Origin of the sequence: Enterobacter sp. ECC-175 (assembly GCF_043968675.1) — a bacterium.
Lineage (GTDB): Bacteria > Pseudomonadota > Gammaproteobacteria > Enterobacterales > Enterobacteriaceae > Enterobacter.
Window position 1 is genome coordinate 1,779,964 of record NZ_CP143776.1, and the last position, 19,362, is coordinate 1,799,325.

Here is a 19,362-nt window from a genome sequence, read left to right on the forward strand (position 1 = left end):
ATAAATTTAGCGGTCCAGTTCCGCTCTTCCTGCGCAACAGTGAACGTTGCGCAGATACCTTCAATCCTAAGGATATATAGCTATGCAAATGAAGTTAAACAGTGTCATTCGAAATATGGTTATGGCAGCAGCGGTTTCTGGAATAACCTTTGCCGCCAGCGCAGCCGATGGACAGATCAATTTTACAGGCACCATTCTGGATTCTGCCTGTACGATTGATACCAATACGGCGAACCAGACCGTTAACCTTGGCAAAATTCCAAAGAGCTCGTTCAACGCGGCCGGGGCCGTTGCTGCCGCAACCCGCTTTAGCATTGTGTTGAATAACTGCCCTGCGGCCGTCACCTCTGCCTCCGTTAAGTTTGACGGCACGGCGGACAGCAGCGACACCAATATTCTTGCGCTGAACAGCGGTCAAACGGCGAAAGGCGTCGGCGTGGCGTTCTATGAAGAAGATGGCATCACCGCAATCCCGCTGGCGACCCAGTCTAAGAGCATCACGCTTGACACCAGCACAGGCGAAGACCCTGCTAACAGCAACAAAATGACCTTCGTGGCGAAATATAAGGCAACGCAGGCTGCCGTGGTTGCGGGTACGGCAAACGCAACGTCAGATTTTACCATTACCTATCAGTAATAAGCCGGGCGTACCCAGGGTACGCCCCATTTTTTCCTGCCGGAATATCGGGGAAGTATGATGAGTCAACTTATTCGAACGATTGTATTATTAGGCGCTTGCCTGCTCTCCCTGCCGGGCCAGGCCAGCATAACCGTTGGCGGAACGCGCTTAATTTATAATGGAGCTGAAAACGAAGCCTCACTCCCTGTGAGTAACAGTAAGGATGCTGTCCCCTATTTAATTCAGTCATGGATTGAATTAAGCGAAAACTCGAAGGAGCAGGTTCCTTTTATCGTCACGCCGCCGCTGTTCCGCCTCGACGGTGGTCATGAAAATACGCTGCGGGTCATTTATACCGGCGAGACGTCGCTGCCTGAAAACCGAGAGTCTGTATTTTGGCTTAACGTAAAATCAATTCCCTCAATGACCCGGTCAGATGAGAACAGGCTGCTTATTGCCGTTAAGACGCGCATGAAGCTTTTCTACCGGCCTGCGGCTCTGGCGTCAGAAAATGCGGGTGAGGCATGGACGCGATTAACGTTTGAACCGCGCGGCGAACGCCTGGTGATTAATAATCCGACGCCGTTCTACGTTTCTCTTTATTCATTAACGGTTGGCAATAAAACGATCGCGCCGCCGCCAATGATTTCCCCCTTGAGTTCCGTAACGGTCGCCGGCAGTGGAAAGCAGGTGGCGTGGAAAGCCATAAATGATTTTGGTGGCGTAACGACAGAAAAGCGCCAGATGCTGAAATAAAAAATATTAACAACACGCTATGTCACTCGCGCAGGTAAGCAAAGTGAATATTGTTTCTTATTCTCGATATGGTTTTTTCTCTGGCTCGTGGCCTCACCGCGTAAGTCGACTCTCGACGATAGCGCTTTTTATTTCGGGCGTTTTTCCCGCAGGCGCGGGCGAACTCTATTTTATGGCCGATGCGCTTGAAAAAATACACTCGACTTCCCAGGGCATCGATCTGGGGCGCTTCGAGCGCGGAGAGCAGTTACCCGGCACCTACAGGGTAGAAATTTGGCTTAATGAAAATTATATCCGAACGGAAAATATCTCTTTTGTTCCTGTAAACGGCATCGGGCTGGCGCCGGAACTTAACCGCAGAGAGCTTGAGTCGCTCGGCGTCAGGGTTAAAGCATTTCCTGAATTAGCCATGCTGCCGGTCGAGACGATTATTACCGATCCCGGCGCATTCATACCGGACGCTACCGCCCGGCTGGATTTTGACAGGCAAAGGCTGGACATCTCTATCCCGCAATCGGCGCTCAACGCGCGCGCGCGCGGCACCGTTGATCCGTCGCTCTGGAACCAGGGCATTTCTGCGCTGCTGGTCAATTACAGCATCAACGGGTCGCGCAGCTGGAGCCGGGACGGTGAGGCGCAGGATCAGCTTTATACCAACCTGCAAAGCGGTATTAACGCGGGGCCGTGGCGCCTGCGCAACTACAGCACCGTGACCAAGAACAACGGAAAACAGTCGTTTTCGTCGCTGAATACGACACTGAGCCGCGACGTCCAGTTTTTGAGGGGGCAGTTCCAGGTGGGGGAAACCAGTACCCCAGGCGACGTGTTTGACAGCGTGATGTTTCGCGGTGCGCAGATTTTTTCCGATGACACCATGCTGCCGGAGAGCATGCGCGGCTTCGCTCCTATCATTCGAGGGATCGCCCGCACCAACGCCACGGTCACCGTGAAGCAAAACGGCTATACGGTCTATCAAACCTACGTGGCGCCCGGCAGCTTTGAAATTCGCGATCTCTATCCTACCTCGGCGAGCGGCGATTTGGACATTGTCGTCACCGAAGCCGACGGCAGCGTCCAGCATTTCGTGCAGCCATTCTCGGCGGTTCCCGTCATGCTGCGGGAAGGCCGCGTGAAGTATGCGCTGAGCGCAGGGGAGTATCGAACAACGAAGCATGGCGCGGAAACCCCCTCATTTGGCCTGGGCACGCTGGCCTATGGCCTCTCCAACCATCTCACGCTGTACGGCGGCGTTTTGGGGGCGAGCAACTATGCGTCCGGCGTGCTCGGTACCGGCCTCAGCTTTGGCGACATTGGCTCGCTGTCGGCGGACGTTACCGTTGCCGACAGCCAGCTTGATGATGAGAAAAAACGCCGCAGCCGCGGGCAGTCCTATCGCGTGCAGTATTCGAAAACGGTGGCGACGACCGATACCACCGTGACGCTCGCCAGCTATCGCTACTCTACGGAAGGGTTTTATACCTTCCAGGAAGTGAATGAATTTAGCAGCCAGCGCTACAACAAGCGAAGCCGACTGCAGCTCAACCTCAGCCAGTCGCTGCAGAGCTGGGGAAACTTTTATATTTCGGCCTATCAGCAGGACTACTGGAGCAAGCGAGGCTATGAGCGCAACGTCAGCACCGGCTTTAACACCAGTATCAGCGACATCAACTACTCGCTCGGCTACACCTACAGTGAAACGCCGGGCAAAAATCGTAAGGACCAGATTCTGGCCTTTAGCCTGCAGGTGCCGCTGAGCAAATGGCTACCGCAAAGCTGGGCCAGCTACAGCGTGAATATGCAAAAGAACGGTCCTGAAACGCATCAGGTGGGGCTGAGTGGCACCGCGCTTGCCGATAACAACCTGAGCTACCTGGTCCAGCAGGGCTATACCTCGTCGGGCGGGGAGTCGAGAAGCGCCGTGAGTGGAACCTATAAGGGCGGCTACGGCACCGTGAGCGCGGGTTACAACTATAGCCGACAGAATAGCCAGCTGAACTTCGGCCTGCAGGGGGGGATCGTGGGTCATGAACACGGCGTGACCTTCTCGCAGCCGCTGGGAGATACCGTTGTGCTGCTGGAGGCGCAGGGCGCGCCCGGCGTAAGGGTACGCAACAACCCCGGCGTTAGAACGGACTGGCGCGGCTACGCGGTGGTGCCCTATGCCAGCGCCTACCAGGAAAACCGGATTGCGATAGACACCGGTTCGCTGGGACCGGACGTGGATGTGGCCGAATCCGTGGTCAACGTTGTGCCGACGCGCGGTGCCGTGGTGCGCGCGACATTCAACGCGCGAACGGGGTACAGGGCCTTGATCACGCTCCTGTATCAAAACTCGCCGGTGCCCTTTGGCGCAATGGTAAAGCTTAACGAAAGCGACACGATGAGCATTGTGGGAAGCGATGGCGAGGTTTATATGAGCGGCCTGAATGACGGGGACACTATCACGGTAAGGTGGGGGGCGAAAACCTGCCGCGCCAAAATAACCTTGAACGCCTTACCGGGGAAAATTCAGCGTACCACCGCGGCATGCCGTTAAATTTCTCATGGCCTCGATGCGCATGATGACTTTGGCGAGAGAAGGCCTACGCCTCACCTAAATGAAGGAACAGATGATGTCCACCGTAATGAAAATCGCGACGGCTGCAGTGGGAAGCGCTATATCTCTGAATGCTTTTGCGCTGTGTTCTGCAAACGACGTCGCGGTGAACGTTGATCGGAATATTGTCGTTCAGCGGGATGCGCCCGTTGGAACGGTTTTAGCGACGATCACCACCGTTAACCCCATGACGTGTGATCCTGAGGGCCAGCAAATTGGATATGATGGCTCGTGGTTTATTCAGCTCTCGGGGACGAATGCGGATTATGGCGCCTCGCCGCTGGCCAACGTGCGGGCGACGGAGGTTCCGGGCATCGGCATCCGCTGGAAGAACTTTTCCAGCACCACGCAAAGCAGCGAGTTTGTCACCCGGATGAACCTCAATAATGCGAGCTGGAGGCGAGGGATCCTCCAGAATGGCGTATCAACGTTCACGGATACCTTCGAGCTGATTAAAACCAGCACGACCCCCGCGACGGGCTCAATACCGGCGCTGACGCTAAATATGGAATACAGCACGCCGGTCAGTAATAACATTAAACGCCTGCCGCTTTATAAATATATCTTTTCGCCGATAAACATCAGCACTGGATCCTGTCAGATTCAAGATAAAAATTTGAATATCAATATGGGGATTGCGCTGTTGCCGAAGTTTAACGGCGTGGGCAGCACCCAGAATCCGGTAACGTTTTCCATCCCGCTGATTTGTGGTGAACAGACCGCGGTGAATGTAACGCTGGATAACGTCAGCCCGCTTGCCGACGCTGCCAACGGCGTCCTGGGGTTAAACAGCAGCTCGACGGCAAAAGGCCTGGGCATTCAGCTGAAATATAATGATGCGCCCGTACAGTTCGGTAAGTTAATTAAATACGGCACGACCACCTCGCCGGGGGAGGTGGTGAATATCCCCTTCAAGGCCGCGTATTACATGACTTCAGCGAATGCGCGGTCAGGCTCGGTGAGCGCCACGGCGTCCTTCACCCTGACCTACCGCTAGCACATGCTTCGCGGCGATAAGCGAAAGGGGGCCATCTGGCCCCCCTTTACCCCTGTCCGATCGTTGTGCTTATTTCCCCAGCAGCTCCCTGCGCACAATGTCTGCCCCCGCGCTCAGCGCGGCCAGCTTGCCGCGCGCTACCCTGCGCGGCAGCGGCGCCATGCCGCAGTTGGTGGACGGATACAGCTTATCGGCATCCACAAACTGCAGGGCCTTGCGCAGCGTGGCCGCCACCTCTTCCGGCGTCTCGACGGCGTTTGTCGCCACGTCAATCGCGCCGACCATCACCTTTTTACCGCGAATGATTTCAATTAAATCCATCGGCACGCGGGCGTTCTGGCACTCCAGCGAGATAATGTCGATGCTCGATTTTTGCAGCTTCGGGAACGCCTCTTCGTACTGACGCCACTCCGATCCCAGCGTTTTTTTCCAGTCGGTGTTGGCCTTGATGCCGTAGCCGTAGCAAATGTGTACGGCGGTTTCGCATTTAAGCCCTTCAACGGCGCGCTCCAGCGCGGCGACGCCCCAGTCGTTCACCTCGTCAAAGAAGACGTTAAACGCGGGTTCGTCGAACTGGATAATGTCCACGCCCGCCGCCTCAAGCTCTTTCGCCTCCTGGTTAAGGATGCGGGCAAACTCCCAGGCCAGCTTTTCGCGGCTTTTATAGTGGCTGTCGTACAGGGTGTCGATCATGGTCATCGGGCCGGGCAGCGCCCACTTGATCGGCTGCGCGGTTTGGCTGCGCAGGAACGTCGCATCTTCAACGAAGACCGGCTTCAGGCGCGATACCGCGCCCACCACCGTCGGCACGCTCGCGTCATAGCGATTGCGGATTTTCACCACCTCGCGCTTCTCAAAATCCACGCCGTTCAGGTGTTCAATAAAGGTGGTGACGAAGTGCTGGCGCGTCTGCTCGCCGTCGCTGACGATATCAATTCCCGCGTGGAGCTGGTCCAGCAGGGACAGGCGCAGGGCATCCTGTTTGCCCTCAGTTAACGCCTCGTCCTGCAGTTTCCACGGTGACCACAGCGTCTCCGGCTGCGCCAGCCAGGAGGGTTTCGGCAGGCTGCCCGCGGTTGAGGTAGGTAACAATCTTTTCATCATCAATAACCTTGTGTGTTCGGTAAATCAGAGCGCGTAATCGGCGGACCACTGCTCAAGAAGGGATTTATTCGGCTGAATGAAATGCGCTTCGGTAAATTTCCCCTGCTCAACGGCCAGGTGGCTGCGCTCCTCGCGATCGTAAACAATCCGCGTTAGGGAGTGGTCCGGGTTCGCCAGGCTGGGCTGGTAGCGCTCGCCCGCCGCGGAGTTGGCGTTGTAAATCTCCGGGCGATAAATCTTCTGGAAGGTTTCCATCGTGCTAATGGTGCCGATCAGCTGCAGCGGGCTGTAGTCGTTGAGCACGTCACCGGCGAAGTAAAAGGCCAGCGGCGCAACGCTGTTTTCCGGCATAAAGAAGCGAGCCTTCAGGCCCATTTTGCTGAAGTAGAGATCGGTGAGCGAGGGCGCATCCTGCTGGTATTCAGCGCCTAACACCGGGTGCACGTAGCCCGTGCGGGTGTAGACATTTTTGCTCGATACGCTCAGGCAGATCGTCGGCTGCTGTGAAAAATGGCGTTTATATTCATCCGAATTAACGAAATGCTTAAACAAATTGCCGTGCAGCACGCCGAAATTTTCCGGCAGGCTGAAGGTGTCCCGGTTTTTATTATGCTCGGGCAGCAGCACGCTAAAGTCATAGTCGCGAACGTAGGAGGAGAAATTATTCCCCACAATGCCCTCAGTGCGTTCGTTCGTCTTCCTGTCGATAATCGTGGTTTTCAATATTTCAATGGCCGGGAAGGTTTCGCCGCTGCCGTTAATATCCACCTCGGCAGAGATAATATCCAGCTCGACGGCATAGCGATCGCCGTTCGGATTATCCTTTCTCGCCAGCGAGTTAAAGCGGTTATTCATCATTAAAAGGGCGTTGCGCAGGTTTTGCTGACGGCTTTCTCCGCGCGCTAAATTCGCAAAGTTGGTGGTAATACGCGTATTTTTTGAAGGGTTATAGTCTTCATCAAAACGAATGCTTTTTAAGGTGAAGGCAAAAGGTTTTGTCATCGTAAAGGGTGTCCCGGGCACGAATATAAAATCTGGTGCGATTCTATAAAACAATATTTTCAATATTGCCGAAGGTTAATAACATTACGTTATTTATGTCAGAGTCACCGGGCGGCGAACAGTGATTTAATTTCACTGAAGATGAACAAACTTCATGATGGGGAAAGGGCGGGGCGGCGGCACCCGTTCCGCGCAGCGTCACCCGTTGCGGCAAAAATCAATAATGATAACTATTTTCATTTAAATATAGCCTGTGCTATACAATATAGCTAAGGCTAATTTCGGTATCTTTTTAACCACTTCAGGAGACTTCTGCGATGCACCCAATGCAAGGATTGAAAGCGCTGCTGCTGAGCGCGCTGTTCATGGCGGCCACCTCCGCCGGCGCGCGAGCAGCGGAAAAATTCCAGGTCATCACCACGTTTACCGTCATAGCGGATATGGCGAAAAACGTGGCGGGCGACGCCGCAGACGTGACCTCAATCACCCGGCCGGGCGCGGAAATTCACGAGTATCAGCCGACGCCCGGCGACATTAAGCGCGCCCAGAAGGCGCAGCTGATCCTGGCCAACGGCATGAACCTTGAGCTGTGGTTTCAGCGGTTTTATCAGCACCTGAACGGCGTGCCCGAAGCCGTGGTGACGACGGGCATCACCCCGATGGGCATTTCCGAAGGGCCTTACGACGGCAAGCCGAACCCCCACGCGTGGATGTCTCCGGATAACGCGCTGATTTACGTCGACAACATTCGCGACGCGCTGGTGAAATACGATCCGGCCAATGCGCAGACGTACCAGCGCAACGCTGAAGCCTACAGGCAGAAGATCACCGCCACCCTTGAGCCGCTTCGCAAGCAGGTGGCGGCGATCCCCGCTGACAAGCGCTGGCTGGTGACCAGCGAAGGCGCCTTCTCTTATCTGGCGCGGGATCTGGGCATGAAGGAGCTGTACCTGTGGCCGATCAACGCCGATCGGCAGGGCACGCCGCAGCAGGTGCGCAAGGTGATCGACCTGGTGAAGAAACATCACATTCCGGCGGTATTCAGCGAGAGCACGGTTTCCGATAAGCCCGCCCGTCAGGTTGCGCGTGAGGCGGGGGCGCACTACGGCGGCGTGCTGTACGTTGACTCCCTGAGCGCGGAAGACGGCCCCGTGCCGACCTACCTCGACCTGCTCAACGTGACCACCCGCACGCTGGTGCAGGGCATCAACGACGGCATGAAGGAGTGATGATGCAAAAGGGGATTGACGTCACCGACGTGACCGTGACCTACCGCAACGGGCACACGGCGCTGCGCGACGCGTCGTTCAGCGTGCCGGGCGGCTCTATCGCCGCGCTGGTCGGGGTGAACGGCTCCGGTAAATCCACGCTGTTTAAGGCGGTGATGGGATTTGTCCGCCTTGCGGGCGGGAGCATCTCCATTCTCGGCATGCCGACGCGGCAGGCGCTGCGCAAAAACCTTGTTGCCTACGTGCCGCAAACGGAAGAGGTGGACTGGTCATTTCCGGTGCTGGTGGAAGATGTGGTGATGATGGGGCGCTACGGGCACATGGGCATGCTTCGGCGCCCGAAGGCGCACGACCGCCGAACGGTTGACGAGGCGCTGGCGCGGGTGGATATGCTCGACCTTCGCCACCGGCAAATCGGCGAACTGTCCGGCGGGCAGAAAAAGCGCATCTTCCTGGCGCGCGCCATCGCCCAGCAGGGGGACGTGATCCTGCTCGACGAACCCTTTACCGGGGTAGACGTGAAGACCGAGGCCAAAATTATCAGCCTGCTTCGCGAGCTGCGCGACGAGGGCAAGACCATGCTGGTGTCGACACACAACCTGGGCTCCGTGACGGATTTTTGCGATTATACGGTGATGGTCAAAGGGACGGTGCTGGCAAGCGGGCCGACGGAGACGACCTTCACCGCGGACAACCTTGAGCGCGCCTTCAGCGGCGTGCTGCGCCACGTGGTGCTCAGCGGCTCGGAAGAGCGCATCATCACCGACGACGAACGACCGTTTGTGGCCCACCGTCAGGAGGCGAAATGAACGCGCTGCTTGAGCCGTTTGGCTATGAATACATGCTGAACGCGATGTGGGTGTCCGCCATGGTCGGCGGCCTGTGCGCCTTTCTCTCCTGCTACCTGATGCTCAAAGGATGGTCGCTGATTGGTGATGCCCTGTCGCACGCTATCGTCCCCGGCGTGGCGGGGGCCTATATGCTCGGGCTGCCGTTCGCGCTCGGGGCGTTCCTGTCCGGCGGGCTGGCCGCGGGCAGCATGCTGTTTCTTAACCAGCGCAGCCGCCTGAAAGAGGACGCCATTATCGGGCTGATTTTCTCCTCTTTTTTCGGGCTCGGGCTGTTTATGGTGTCGCTTAATCCAGCCTCGGTAAATATTCAGACGATCGTGCTGGGCAATATCCTGGCCATTGCCCCGGAGGACATCGTCCAGCTGGCGATTATCGGCGCGGTGTCGATGCTGGTGCTGCTGGTGAAGTGGAAAGATCTGATGGTCACCTTTTTCGATGAGAACCACGCGCGGGCTATCGGCCTGCGCCCGGAGCGGTTAAAAGTGCTTTTCTTCACGCTGCTGGCGGTATCCACCGTCGCGGCGCTGCAAACCGTCGGCGCGTTTCTGGTGATCTGCCTCGTCGTCACGCCCGGTGCCACCGCGTGGCTGTTAACCGATCGTTTTCCGCGCCTGCTGATGATAGCCGTCGCCATTGGCAGCATCACCAGCTTCCTCGGCGTGTGGGCCAGCTATTATCTGGACGGCGCGACCGGCGGTATTATCGTGGTCGCCCAAACGCTGCTGTTCCTGCTGGCGTTCGTCTTTGCTCCTAAGCACGGCCTGCTGGCGAGCCGCCGTCGCGCGCTGGAGGCACACCCATGATTGCGCTGCTTCTTGAACCCTTCCAGTTTGCGTTTATGAACAACGCGCTGCTGATTGCATTGGTGGTGGCAATTCCCTGCGCGCTGCTGTCGGTTTTTCTGGTGCTCAAAGGCTGGGCGCTGATGGGCGACGCCATGAGCCACGCGGTCTTTCCCGGCGTGGTGCTGGCGTGGATGATGGGCCTGCCGCTGGCGCTGGGCGCGTTCGTGGCCGGCCTGTTCTGCGCGGTGGCGACGGGCTATCTGAAAGACAACAGCCGCATCAAGCAGGACACGGTGATGGGGATCGTCTTCTCCGGCATGTTCGCCTTCGGGCTGATTTTATACATCGCGGTAAAGCCGGAGGTGCATCTCGACCATATTCTGTTTGGCGATATGTTGGGGATCAACGACGTGGACATGCTGCAAAGCGGGATCGTGGCGGCGGGCATTGCGCTGATTATCGGCCTGAAGTGGCGCGACTTTCTGCTGTTCTGCTTTGATTACCAGCAGGCTCAGGCCAGCGGACTGCGCACCCGCTGGCTGCACTACGGCCTGCTGTGCATGGTCTCGCTGACGATTGTTGCCACCCTGAAAGCGGTGGGCATCATTCTGTCGATCTCGCTGCTGATTGCTCCGGGCGCGATTGCCGTACTCCTCACCCGGCGCTTTCACGCCGCGCTGCTGGCGGCAACGGCGATTTCGATGCTGACCTGCGTCAGCGGCGTTTACCTCTCCTTCTACATTGACAGCGCGCCCGCGCCGACCATCGTGGTGCTGTTCGCGCTGGTGTTCATCGTCACCTTTACGGCGACCAGCCTCAGCGCGAAGCGGCGGGAGCAGAGTGCAGCAGCGTGATCAGCATGTTGCCCTCGCGAAGCCAGGGCAGCCTGAACGTGAAGCCTTCCTCAAAGCCTGCCAGCGGGCGGGCGAGAGCCAGCGTCAGGCTCTCGTCGTCCAGCGCGGTGACGCGGGCGCAGTCAAAGCCCATCATCTCGCCGACCGTGGGATAAAGCGCTTTAAACAGGCTCTCTTTGGCGCTGAAAGCCAGCGTCAGGGCCTGGGCAAAAGGCAGCGCCGCCGCGCGCAGCAGGGGCTCCTCGGCGGGGCCGATAATGCCATCCTTAACGTCTTCGGCTTCGTCTGCGGGAAGTATGATTTCGCCATCGATGCCCGTGAGGGCGTTCGTCGACACCACCGCCAGCGCGCAGCGCGACGTATGGCTGATGCTGCCGCTGAACCCGGCGGGCCACAGCGGCTCGCCGCTGCTGCCGATTCCCGGTACAGCCGTAATGCCGTGCGCCGTTAGCGCTCGGGCGGCGGCGATGCGTCCGGCCAGGTGTTCGGCTTTACGCTTAGGGGCCGCATGTGAAAATTCCGCATGGTGAGGGAGCCAGAGGAGATCGGCGTAGGTGAAGGTTTCAGGAGCGAAGTCGACGCGGTGAACGGTGTGTCCGGCAAGAGAAAATGTACTGTGGGCTGTGTGCATGGTTTTCCTTCTGAATTGTGCAGCCTGATGCCCTCACTCCGGCCCTCTCCCACAGGGAGAGGGAGCGAACATAAAAAATGGCAACGTCGTTGCCATTTTGCTTTTACCTAGAAGCGCGTATTCACGCTCATATACCAGGTCCGACCCGGTTCATTATACGTATACGCCCCCGCACCGTACATATACGCGCCGGTCGTGGCGTTGCCGGTGGTCTGGGCGTTACCCGCGCGCCACTGGCGCTTGTCGAAGACGTTATCCACGCCGCCGGTCAGGCTGACGTTTTTGGTCATGTCCCAGGTCGCGCTCAGGCCGACGATGCTGTAAGGGCTGACTTCGTCTTTTTCCGAGCCGGTCACAGGCTGGCCCTTGTAGTTGTATTTCTTCGGCTGCTGCTTGCCGTACCAGGTGAAGGTCGACTGCAGCGACACGTCCTGATGCACCTGCCAGCTCAGCGTGGAGTTCAGGGTGTATTCAGGAATGATCGACAGGCGGTCGCCGGTCTCCTTGTTTTTGCTCTGCAGCATGTAGGTGATGTTGTTGGTCCAGTTAATCGTGTCGCTAACCGGCACGTTCAGGGAGCCTTCCAGGCCTTCCACCACCGCCTTCGGCACGTTTTCCCACTGGTAAATATCCGTGGTGACTTTGCCGGATGAGGTTTGGCCGATGGGCGCATAGCCCGCCTCAATCTTGTTGCGGTAATCGTTGCGGAACCAGGTCACGCCCGCCAGCCAGCCGTCGTGTTTCCACTCAAGGCCAATCTCCTTGTTGATGCTGGTTTCGGCCTTCAGATCGTCATTACCCATCATGTAGCAGCCCACGCCGTCGGAGCTTGCATAGCAGCCCTGGCCTTTGCTGTAGAGCAGGTAGTTCGGGTTCGTCTGGTACAGGCTCGGGGCTTTGTAGGCGCGCGCGATGCCCATCTTCAGGGTGAAATCATCGCCCAGGCCCTGAGACAGGTTCAGGGACGGGCTCCAGTTGTTGCCCACGATAGTGTGGTGATCGAAGCGCAGCGCCGGGGTCAGCATGGTGCTGTCGGTCAGCTCCATGTTGTTTTCAGCGAACAGGGAGAAAATCTCCGCCGAGGTGTACGGGCTGCGGTCGTCGCTCATGCCCGGAATGGCCCCGCCCTGCTGGGTCTGGGTGAAGGAGGTCGAGTCCTTCATGCGCTGCTGGTTCCACTCGGTGCCCAGCGTCAGGTTCTGGTTGACGAGGAAATCAATCGGCAGGTTGATTTCGCTGTGCAGCATCACGTCGGCCAGGTCGGTATCGGTAAATTTATCGCTGCTGAACAGCCCCTCCAGGCCGCCCGCCAGCCCCTCGCCGAGGCGGGAGTTGCGCGTATGTTCATACTGCGCCCAGTTGCTGGTGGTGATGCCGTTATCCCAGCCGCCGTTCCAGGTCACGGCGTAGTTCTGGCGATAAATACGGTTGGTCTCTTTACCGTAGTTTTTCTTCACCAGCGCGTTGTCGTTGTTGGTGTTCTGGGTATCGCCCGCGTAGAGGTTGTTCTGGCGGCTGTAGCCCGCTTCAAACTCCAGGGACTGCATTGGGGCGAAGTCCCAGCGCACCACGCCGTTGATGTCTTTATTCTCCACCCCTTCACGTCCGGCAGGAAGCGTATTGGCATAGGTGCCGGTGCGTTCAGACTGGTGGCCCTGGTTAATGTCCCACGCGTCGGCCTGGGTTTTATCCAGGTTGCCAAACATGCGGAAGCTGAAATCGCCGCCCAGCGGGCCGCTGAGGCTGAAGTTGGTACGTTTCGTTGAGCCTTCGTCCTTGTGCTCGGGCGCGTTGAAATAGGTGTTCCAGGAGCCATGCCACTGGTTATCGAATTTTTTAGTGATGATGTTCACCACGCCGCCCGCGGCACCGTTGCCGTAGCGCGCGGCGGCAGGACCGCGAATGACCTCAATGCGTTCGATCATCTCCGGCGGCACCCAGCCCGTGTCGCCGCGGGTGTCGCGCTCGCCGCGCCAGCCCAGGCGAATCGAGTTGCGGCTGGTCACCGGCTTGCCGTCAATCAGGATCAGGGTGTTTTCCGGCCCCATGCCGCGAATGTCGATCTGGCGGTTGTTGCCGCGCTGGCCGCTGGTGGAGTTCCCTGTGAGGTTGACGCCGGGCATCGTGCGGATGATTTCAGCCACGTCGCGGGCGGGCGGGTTTTTACGGATTTGATCGGAGGTAATGGTGGAGACGCCCGGCGCCTGCAGGTTTTGCTCGGCGGCGGTAATCACCATCGTATCTTCGTGCTGTGCGGCGGCCTTGTCGTCGGCCAGCGCCGGCAGCGCAACGCCGTAAATCCCTACGTTGACCAGCAAGGCCAGGGAGTGAATCTTCTTATTCATTGTACGTCCTGCTTTTCGTGCCGCATCCCCTTGGCTCCATTCCCGAAGGGGAGAGGAGGCGGCAAGTTGTCATCCGCCTGTTGCGTAAGCAGCCCTGTCCTCGAGCGCACACAACGCGTGGCATGGTTATTTTATGAGCGCGCTTCCCACAGCGCGGGCACTACGCTATTGCAAATGCAAATAGTTATCAATAATATTATCAATAAAATTTGTCTTGTAACAAAAAAAGACGCGTAAGGCATGAGGTTATAAGGGTGACGGCGTTAACAACGGGAAGTGAAGCCTGGTGGCAGTCGAAGCACGGGCCCGAATGGGTACGTGAAAAGGAGAAATATCGCGTCACGTTCTGGTGGCGCGATCCGGCGGGCGCGCAGGACGCCTCACCGATAAAGCGCGTCTGGCTGTACGTCACCGGCGTGAACGATCACCATCAAAATGCCCGCCCGCAGTCGCTGGCGCGCATACCCAATACCGACGTCTGGCACTGGCAGGGCGAGTTCAGCCCCGAGTGGCGCGGCAGCTACTGTTTCATCCCCTCCGTAAATGAAGATGATTTTGCCGATGCGGTGTTTGCCGGCGAGCAGCCTGACCGCGCGGCGCTGCGCGAAGGCTGGCGAAAATTACTGCCGCATGCGGTTTCTGACCCCCTCAATCCCCACAGCTGGCGCGGCGGGCGCGGCCATGCGGTCTCCGCGCTTGAAATGCCCAACGCCCCCGAGCAGCCCGGCTGGAACCGTCCCGATACGCCATTTAACCCGCCCGCTCTTATCGACTGGCGCAGCGAGCGGCTGGGCAACCGTCGCCGCGTCTGGATCTTCACCACTGGTGAAGCGACTCCGGAGCGTCCGCTGGCGGTGCTGCTCGACGGCCAGTTCTGGGCCGAAAGCATGCCCGTCTGGCCCGCGCTGGCGTCGCTTACGAACGCGGGCAAGCTGCCGCCCGCGGTCTACGTGCTGATCGACGCCATCGATACCGCGCACCGCAGCCGCGAGCTGCCCTGCAACCCCGATTTCTGGCTGGCGGTGCAGGACGAACTTCTTCCCCTGGTAAAAACGATCGCGCCGTTCAGCGACCGCGCTGACCGCACCGTCGTGGCGGGGCAAAGCTTCGGCGGCCTGTCCGCCCTATATGCCGCACTCGGCTGGCCGCAGCGCTTTGGCTGCGTGCTTAGCCAGTCCGGCTCCTACTGGTGGCCGCACCGCGGCGCGGCGCAGGACGGGCTGCTCGTCGAAGAGCTGAAGTCCGGTGAGAAAACCGCAGGCGGCCTGCGCATCGTCCTTGAGGCCGGGCGCAACGAGCCGCTGATCTTCCGCGCGAATCAGGCGATTTACGCCGAGCTTCAGCGCGCGCAGCAGGTTGTCTGGCGCGAGGTTGACGGTGGACACGACGCGCTGTGCTGGCGCGGTGGGCTGACGCAGGGGCTGATAACCCTCTGGCAGCCGCTCATTCAATAACGGAGTCTGTATGGAATTCAGCAATCCTTTCGATAATCCGCAGGGACAGTTCGCCATTTTGCAAAACGACCAGGGGCAGTACAGCCTGTGGCCGCAGCAGTGCGAACTGCCGGCGGGGTGGCGCGTGGTGTGCGAAGCGCAGTCTCAGGAGGCGTGCCAGCAGTGGTTGGCCGGGCACTGGCGCACGCTTGAACCGTCCCATTTTGCGGAGGGGAGCGCATGAACCGTCTTCCTCTCGTCGCCGCCCAGCCGGGTATCTGGATGGCGGAACAGCTGTCCTCCCTGCCAAACGCCTGGAGCGTGGCGCACTACACCGAACTGAAAGGCGATATCGACGCGCCATTGCTGGCAAAAGCCATCGCTGAGGGCATGATGCAGGCCGATACCCTGCGAATGCGTTTTGCCGAGGATAACGGCGAGGTGTGGCAGTGGGTGGATGACACTCTCATTCTGCCGGAACCGTCCATCGTTCGCGTTACCTCTCACGACGCCGCCGTGGCGCTGATGGAGGCCGATCTCAACCAAAACCTGCGCGTCGACAGCGGTCAGCCGCTGGCGTTTCACCAGCTGATTCAGGTGGGAGAAAGCCACTGGTACTGGTATCAGCGCTATCACCATCTGGTGGTGGATGGCTTCAGCTTCCCGGCAATAACCCGCCAGATCGCCGCGATTTACGCCGCCTGGAAAGAGGGTGAACCGACGCCCGCATCTCCGTTTACGCCATTTACCGAAGTGGTGGAGGAGTATCAGCGCTATCGCGACAGCGAGGCGTATCAGCGCGACGGCGCCTTCTGGGCGGAGCAGCGCAGGCAGCTTCCTTCTCCGGTCTCGCTCTCTTCCGCGCCGCTGCCGGGACGCGCCGCCACCACCGATATCCTCCGCCTCAAAATCACCGCCGACGGTCGCGCCTTTAGCCAGCTTGCGCAGGCGGCAGGACAGGCGCAGCGTACCGATCTGGCCCTTGCACTGGTGGCGCTGTGGCTGGGTCGCCTGACCGGAAGGCTGGACTACGCCGCCGGGTTTATCTTTATGCGACGCATGGGCTCCGCCGCGCTGACCGCGACCGGGCCGGTGCTCAACGTCCTGCCGCTGGGGGTGAATATCAACCCGCAGGAGAGCCTGCCGGAGCTGGCGCTGCGCCTGGCCAACCAGCTGAAAAAAATGCGCCGCCACCAGCGCTACGACGCCGAGCAGATCGTGCGCGACAGCGGGCGTGCCGCAGGCGAAGAAGCCCTGTTTGGCCCGGTGCTGAACGTGAAGGTGTTTGATTATCAGCTGGATATCGACGGCGTGGAGGCCATCACCCATACGCTGGCAACCGGCCCGGTGAACGATCTGGAGCTGGCGCTGTTCCCGGACGAACAGGGTGGCTTGAGCATTGAGATCCTTGCCAGTAAGCAGCGTTACGATGAGGTGACGCTTACCCGTCACGTGGCGCGCCTGAACGCGATGCTGCTGCAGTTTGCGGCTAATCCGGACCTGCGCTGCGGCGACGTGGAAACCGTTTCTGAGCAGGAATACGCGCAGCTGGCGCGCATCAACGATACCGGGCTGGCGCTGCCGGCCACCACGCTGGCGGATCTGGTGGCGGAGCAGGCGAGCAAAACGCCGGACGCCCCCGCGCTGGCGGACGCGCATATTGAGCTCAGCTATCGTCAGATGCGCGAGCAGGTGGTCGCGCTGGCAAACCTGCTGCGCGCGCGCGGCGTGAAGCCGGGCGACAGCGTGGCGGTGGCCCTGCCGCGATCGGTGTTCCTGACGCTGGCGCTGCACGGCATCGTCGAGGCCGGTGCCGCCTGGCTGCCGCTCGACACCGGCTACCCGGACGACCGCCTGAGGATGATGCTGGAAGACGCGAAGCCGTCCCTGCTCATTACCACCGACGAGCAGCTTCCGCGCTTTAGCGATCTGCCGATTAGTGCATTTAGTTACAACACACTTTTACCGGCTGCGGATGCAAAACCGCTGCGCCTGGCGACGCCGGAGCAGACGGCGTACATCATCTTTACCTCCGGTTCGACGGGGCGTCCGAAAGGGGTGATGGTCGGCCATACCGCCATCGTTAACCGCCTGAAGTGGATGCAGGATCATTATCCGCTGGACGCGACGGACGTGGTAGCGCAGAAAACGCCGTGCAGCTTTGACGTGTCGGTGTGGGAGTTCTGGTGGCCGTTTATCTCCGGGGCGAAGCTGGTGATGGCCGAGCCGGACGCGCACCGCGACCCGCAGGCGATGCAGAGCTTCTTCGCCCGGTACGGCGTGACTACTACCCACTTCGTGCCGTCGATGCTGGCGGCGTTTGTCGCCTCGCTGACGCCGGAAAACGTGGCGTGCTGCAAAACCCTGAAGCAGGTGTTCTGCAGCGGCGAAGCGCTGCCGACCGAGCTGTGCCGCGAGTGGGAGCAGTTGACCCATGCGCCGCTGCACAACCTCTATGGCCCAACCGAAGCGGCGGTTGACGTCAGCTGGTACCCGGCGTTTGGCCCCGAGCTGGCGGCGGTGGAAGGCAACAGCGTGCCGATCGGCTTCCCGGTGTGGAACACGGGGCTGCGCATCCTTGACGCGATGATGCGCCCGGTGCCGTTCGGCGTGGCGGGCGACCTTTATCTCACCGGCATTCAGCTGGCGCAGGGGTATCTGGGCCGTCCGGACCTCACCGCCAGCCGCTTTATTGCCGACCCGTTTGCCCCCGGCGAGCGGATGTACCGCACCGGCGACGTTGCCCGCTGGCTGGACAACGGCGCGGTGGAATATCTCGGCCGCAGCGATGACCAGTTAAAAATTCGCGGACAGCGCATCGAGCTGGGCGAAATCGACCGGGCGATGCTGTCGCTGCCGGACGTGGCCCAGGCCGTGGCGCACGCCTGCGTGTTCAACCAGGCGGCTGCCACCGGCGGCGATGCCCGCCAGCTGGTGGGATACGTCGTCTCCGAATCCGGCTTACCGCTGGACCGCGACGCGCTGCTGGCGTCGCTCAAAGCCCAGCTGCCGCCGCACATGGTGCCGGTGGTGGTGCTGCAAATCAGCGCGCTGCCGCTCAGCGCGAACGGCAAGCTTGACCGCAAGGCGCTGCCGCTGCCGGAGCTGACGAGTAAAACCTCCGGCCGCGCGCCGGAAACGGAAACCGAGCACGCCGTGGCGCAGGCGTTTTCCGCGCTGCTGGGCTGCGAGGTGAACGATATTGACGCCGATTTCTTTGCCCTCGGCGGTCACTCGCTGCTGGCGATGCGCCTGGCGGCACAGCTCAGCCGGACGTTTGCCCGCAGGGTCACGCCGGGGCAGATCATGGTTGCCTCGACGGTCGGCCAGCTTGGCGCGCTGCTGGATTCTCAGATGAGCGACGAGCAGGCGCAGCGTCTTGGCTATGAAACCCTGCTGCCGCTGCGCGAAAGCACCGGCCCGACGCTGTTCTGCTTCCATCCGGCGTCCGGCTTTGCCTGGCAGTTCAGCGTGCTGGCGCGCTACCTCAGCCCGCGCTGGTCGATTACCGGCATTCAGTCGCCGCGTCCGTGCGGGCCGATGCAGCAGCGTGCGGATCTCGACGGCGTGATTGAGCATCACCTGAACACGCTGCGCAAGCAGCAGCCGCAGGGCCCGTACTATTTGTTCGGCTACTCGCTGGGCGGCACGCTCGCGCAGGGCATCGCCGCACGTCTGCGCGAGCAGGGCGAAGCGGTGGCATTCCTTGGCCTGCTGGATACCTGGCCGCCGGAAACGCAGAACTGGGCGGAAAAAGAGGCCAACGGCCTCGACCCGGAGGTGCTGGCGGAAATCGGGCGCGAGCGTCAGGCGTTTATCGCCGCGCAGCAGGGGCAGGGCAGCAGCGAGCTGTTTAACGCCATCGAGGGCAACTACGCCGACGCGGTGCGCCTGCTCACCACCGCGCACAGCGCGCGCTTTGACGGCAAGGCGACGCTGTTTGTCGCCGAGCGCACGCGCACGATGGACCCGCAGGCCGCCTGGGCACCGTGGGTAGCGGAGCTTGAGGTGTACAGCCAGGACTGTGCCCACGTGGACATCATTTCACCGCAGGCGTTTGAGAGGATTGGGCCGGTGCTGAAGGAGATATTGGGATAACGTCAAAAGCCCCTCACCCCAGCCCTCTCCCCAAAGGGGAGAGGGTGTATTCGTCCCCTTTG

Annotated in this window: 15 protein-coding genes; 11 read left to right on the plus strand and 4 right to left on the minus strand. The window is 59.8% G+C overall.

What is annotated here, in order from left to right:
• Positions 1 to 82 precede the first annotated feature (82 nt).
• The 4 genes from V1599_RS08370 (at position 83) to V1599_RS08385 (ending at position 4,968) form a co-directional block, all read left to right on the plus strand.
• Positions 83 to 637, plus strand: coding sequence for a fimbrial protein (locus tag V1599_RS08370; protein ID WP_045281639.1), 555 nt, complete (start codon positions 83 to 85; stop codon positions 635 to 637).
• Between the two features lie 60 nt (positions 638 to 697).
• Positions 698 to 1,375, plus strand: coding sequence for a molecular chaperone (locus V1599_RS08375; RefSeq protein ID WP_248189551.1), 678 nt, complete (start codon positions 698 to 700; stop codon positions 1,373 to 1,375).
• Between the two features lie 172 nt (positions 1,376 to 1,547).
• A complete protein-coding gene (locus V1599_RS08380; protein WP_112012938.1) occupies positions 1,548 to 3,911 on the plus strand; it encodes a fimbria/pilus outer membrane usher protein in 2,364 nt (787 codons plus the stop codon).
• A gap of 76 nt (positions 3,912 to 3,987) precedes the next feature.
• A complete protein-coding gene (locus tag V1599_RS08385; RefSeq protein WP_395301338.1) occupies positions 3,988 to 4,968 on the plus strand; it encodes a fimbrial protein in 981 nt (326 codons plus the stop codon).
• A 69-nt stretch (positions 4,969 to 5,037) separates the two neighbouring features.
• Here the strand turns inward: V1599_RS08385 and V1599_RS08390 are convergent, their stop codons facing one another.
• Positions 5,038 to 6,069 carry a methionine synthase gene (locus V1599_RS08390; RefSeq protein WP_395301339.1) on the minus strand — a complete coding sequence of 344 codons (1,032 nt, stop codon included), beginning with the start codon at positions 6,067 to 6,069 and terminating at the stop codon, positions 5,038 to 5,040.
• 27 nt (positions 6,070 to 6,096) lie between these two features.
• Positions 6,097 to 7,074 (minus strand): DUF1852 domain-containing protein, encoded by a 978-nt coding sequence (locus V1599_RS08395; RefSeq protein WP_395301340.1) that lies wholly within the window; start codon positions 7,072 to 7,074, stop codon positions 6,097 to 6,099.
• Between the two features lie 326 nt (positions 7,075 to 7,400).
• On the opposite strand from V1599_RS08395, the gene V1599_RS08400 reads away from it, so the two are divergent.
• Genes V1599_RS08400 through V1599_RS08415 form a run of 4 tightly spaced genes read left to right on the plus strand, consistent with a single transcriptional unit; the run spans position 7,401 to position 10,793 of the window.
• Entirely contained in the window at positions 7,401 to 8,303 is a 903-nt protein-coding gene (locus V1599_RS08400) for a metal ABC transporter substrate-binding protein (RefSeq protein WP_395301566.1), read from the plus strand.
• Positions 8,300 to 9,112 (plus strand): iron/manganese ABC transporter ATP-binding protein SitB, encoded by an 813-nt coding sequence (sitB, locus tag V1599_RS08405; protein ID WP_297119403.1) that lies wholly within the window; start codon positions 8,300 to 8,302, stop codon positions 9,110 to 9,112. The genes V1599_RS08400 and sitB overlap by 4 nt, the downstream gene beginning before the upstream one ends.
• On the plus strand, positions 9,109 to 9,957 hold the full coding sequence (gene sitC / locus V1599_RS08410) for an iron/manganese ABC transporter permease subunit SitC (protein WP_395301341.1): 849 nt from the start codon (positions 9,109 to 9,111) through the stop codon (positions 9,955 to 9,957). Before sitB ends, sitC begins: the two co-directional genes overlap by 4 nt.
• Positions 9,954 to 10,793: a metal ABC transporter permease gene (locus tag V1599_RS08415; RefSeq protein ID WP_395301342.1), complete on the plus strand. Its 840-nt coding sequence runs from the start codon at positions 9,954 to 9,956 to the stop codon at positions 10,791 to 10,793. Before sitC ends, V1599_RS08415 begins: the two co-directional genes overlap by 4 nt.
• On the opposite strand, the gene entD is transcribed toward V1599_RS08415, so the two are convergent.
• Both entD and V1599_RS08425 read right to left on the minus strand, forming a co-directional pair.
• Entirely contained in the window at positions 10,756 to 11,424 is a 669-nt protein-coding gene (gene entD, locus V1599_RS08420; protein WP_297119398.1) for an enterobactin synthase subunit EntD, read from the minus strand. The two genes, V1599_RS08415 and entD, sit on opposite strands and share 38 nt — an antisense overlap.
• A gap of 107 nt (positions 11,425 to 11,531) precedes the next feature.
• Positions 11,532 to 13,769 carry a TonB-dependent siderophore receptor gene (locus V1599_RS08425; protein WP_297119396.1) on the minus strand — a complete coding sequence of 746 codons (2,238 nt, stop codon included), beginning with the start codon at positions 13,767 to 13,769 and terminating at the stop codon, positions 11,532 to 11,534.
• A gap of 254 nt (positions 13,770 to 14,023) precedes the next feature.
• Here V1599_RS08425 and fes point away from each other — a divergent pair, with 254 nt between their 5' ends.
• From fes to entF, 3 genes are read left to right on the plus strand one after another with little or no spacing between them, the layout of a single operon-like run.
• A complete protein-coding gene (gene fes, locus V1599_RS08430; RefSeq protein ID WP_395301343.1) occupies positions 14,024 to 15,223 on the plus strand; it encodes an enterochelin esterase in 1,200 nt (399 codons plus the stop codon).
• Between the two features lie 10 nt (positions 15,224 to 15,233).
• Positions 15,234 to 15,446: an MbtH family protein gene (locus tag V1599_RS08435; RefSeq protein WP_032662857.1), complete on the plus strand. Its 213-nt coding sequence runs from the start codon at positions 15,234 to 15,236 to the stop codon at positions 15,444 to 15,446.
• Positions 15,443 to 19,300 (plus strand): enterobactin non-ribosomal peptide synthetase EntF, encoded by a 3,858-nt coding sequence (gene entF, locus V1599_RS08440; protein WP_395301344.1) that lies wholly within the window; start codon positions 15,443 to 15,445, stop codon positions 19,298 to 19,300. The genes V1599_RS08435 and entF overlap by 4 nt, the downstream gene beginning before the upstream one ends.
• Positions 19,301 to 19,362 lie beyond the last annotated feature (62 nt).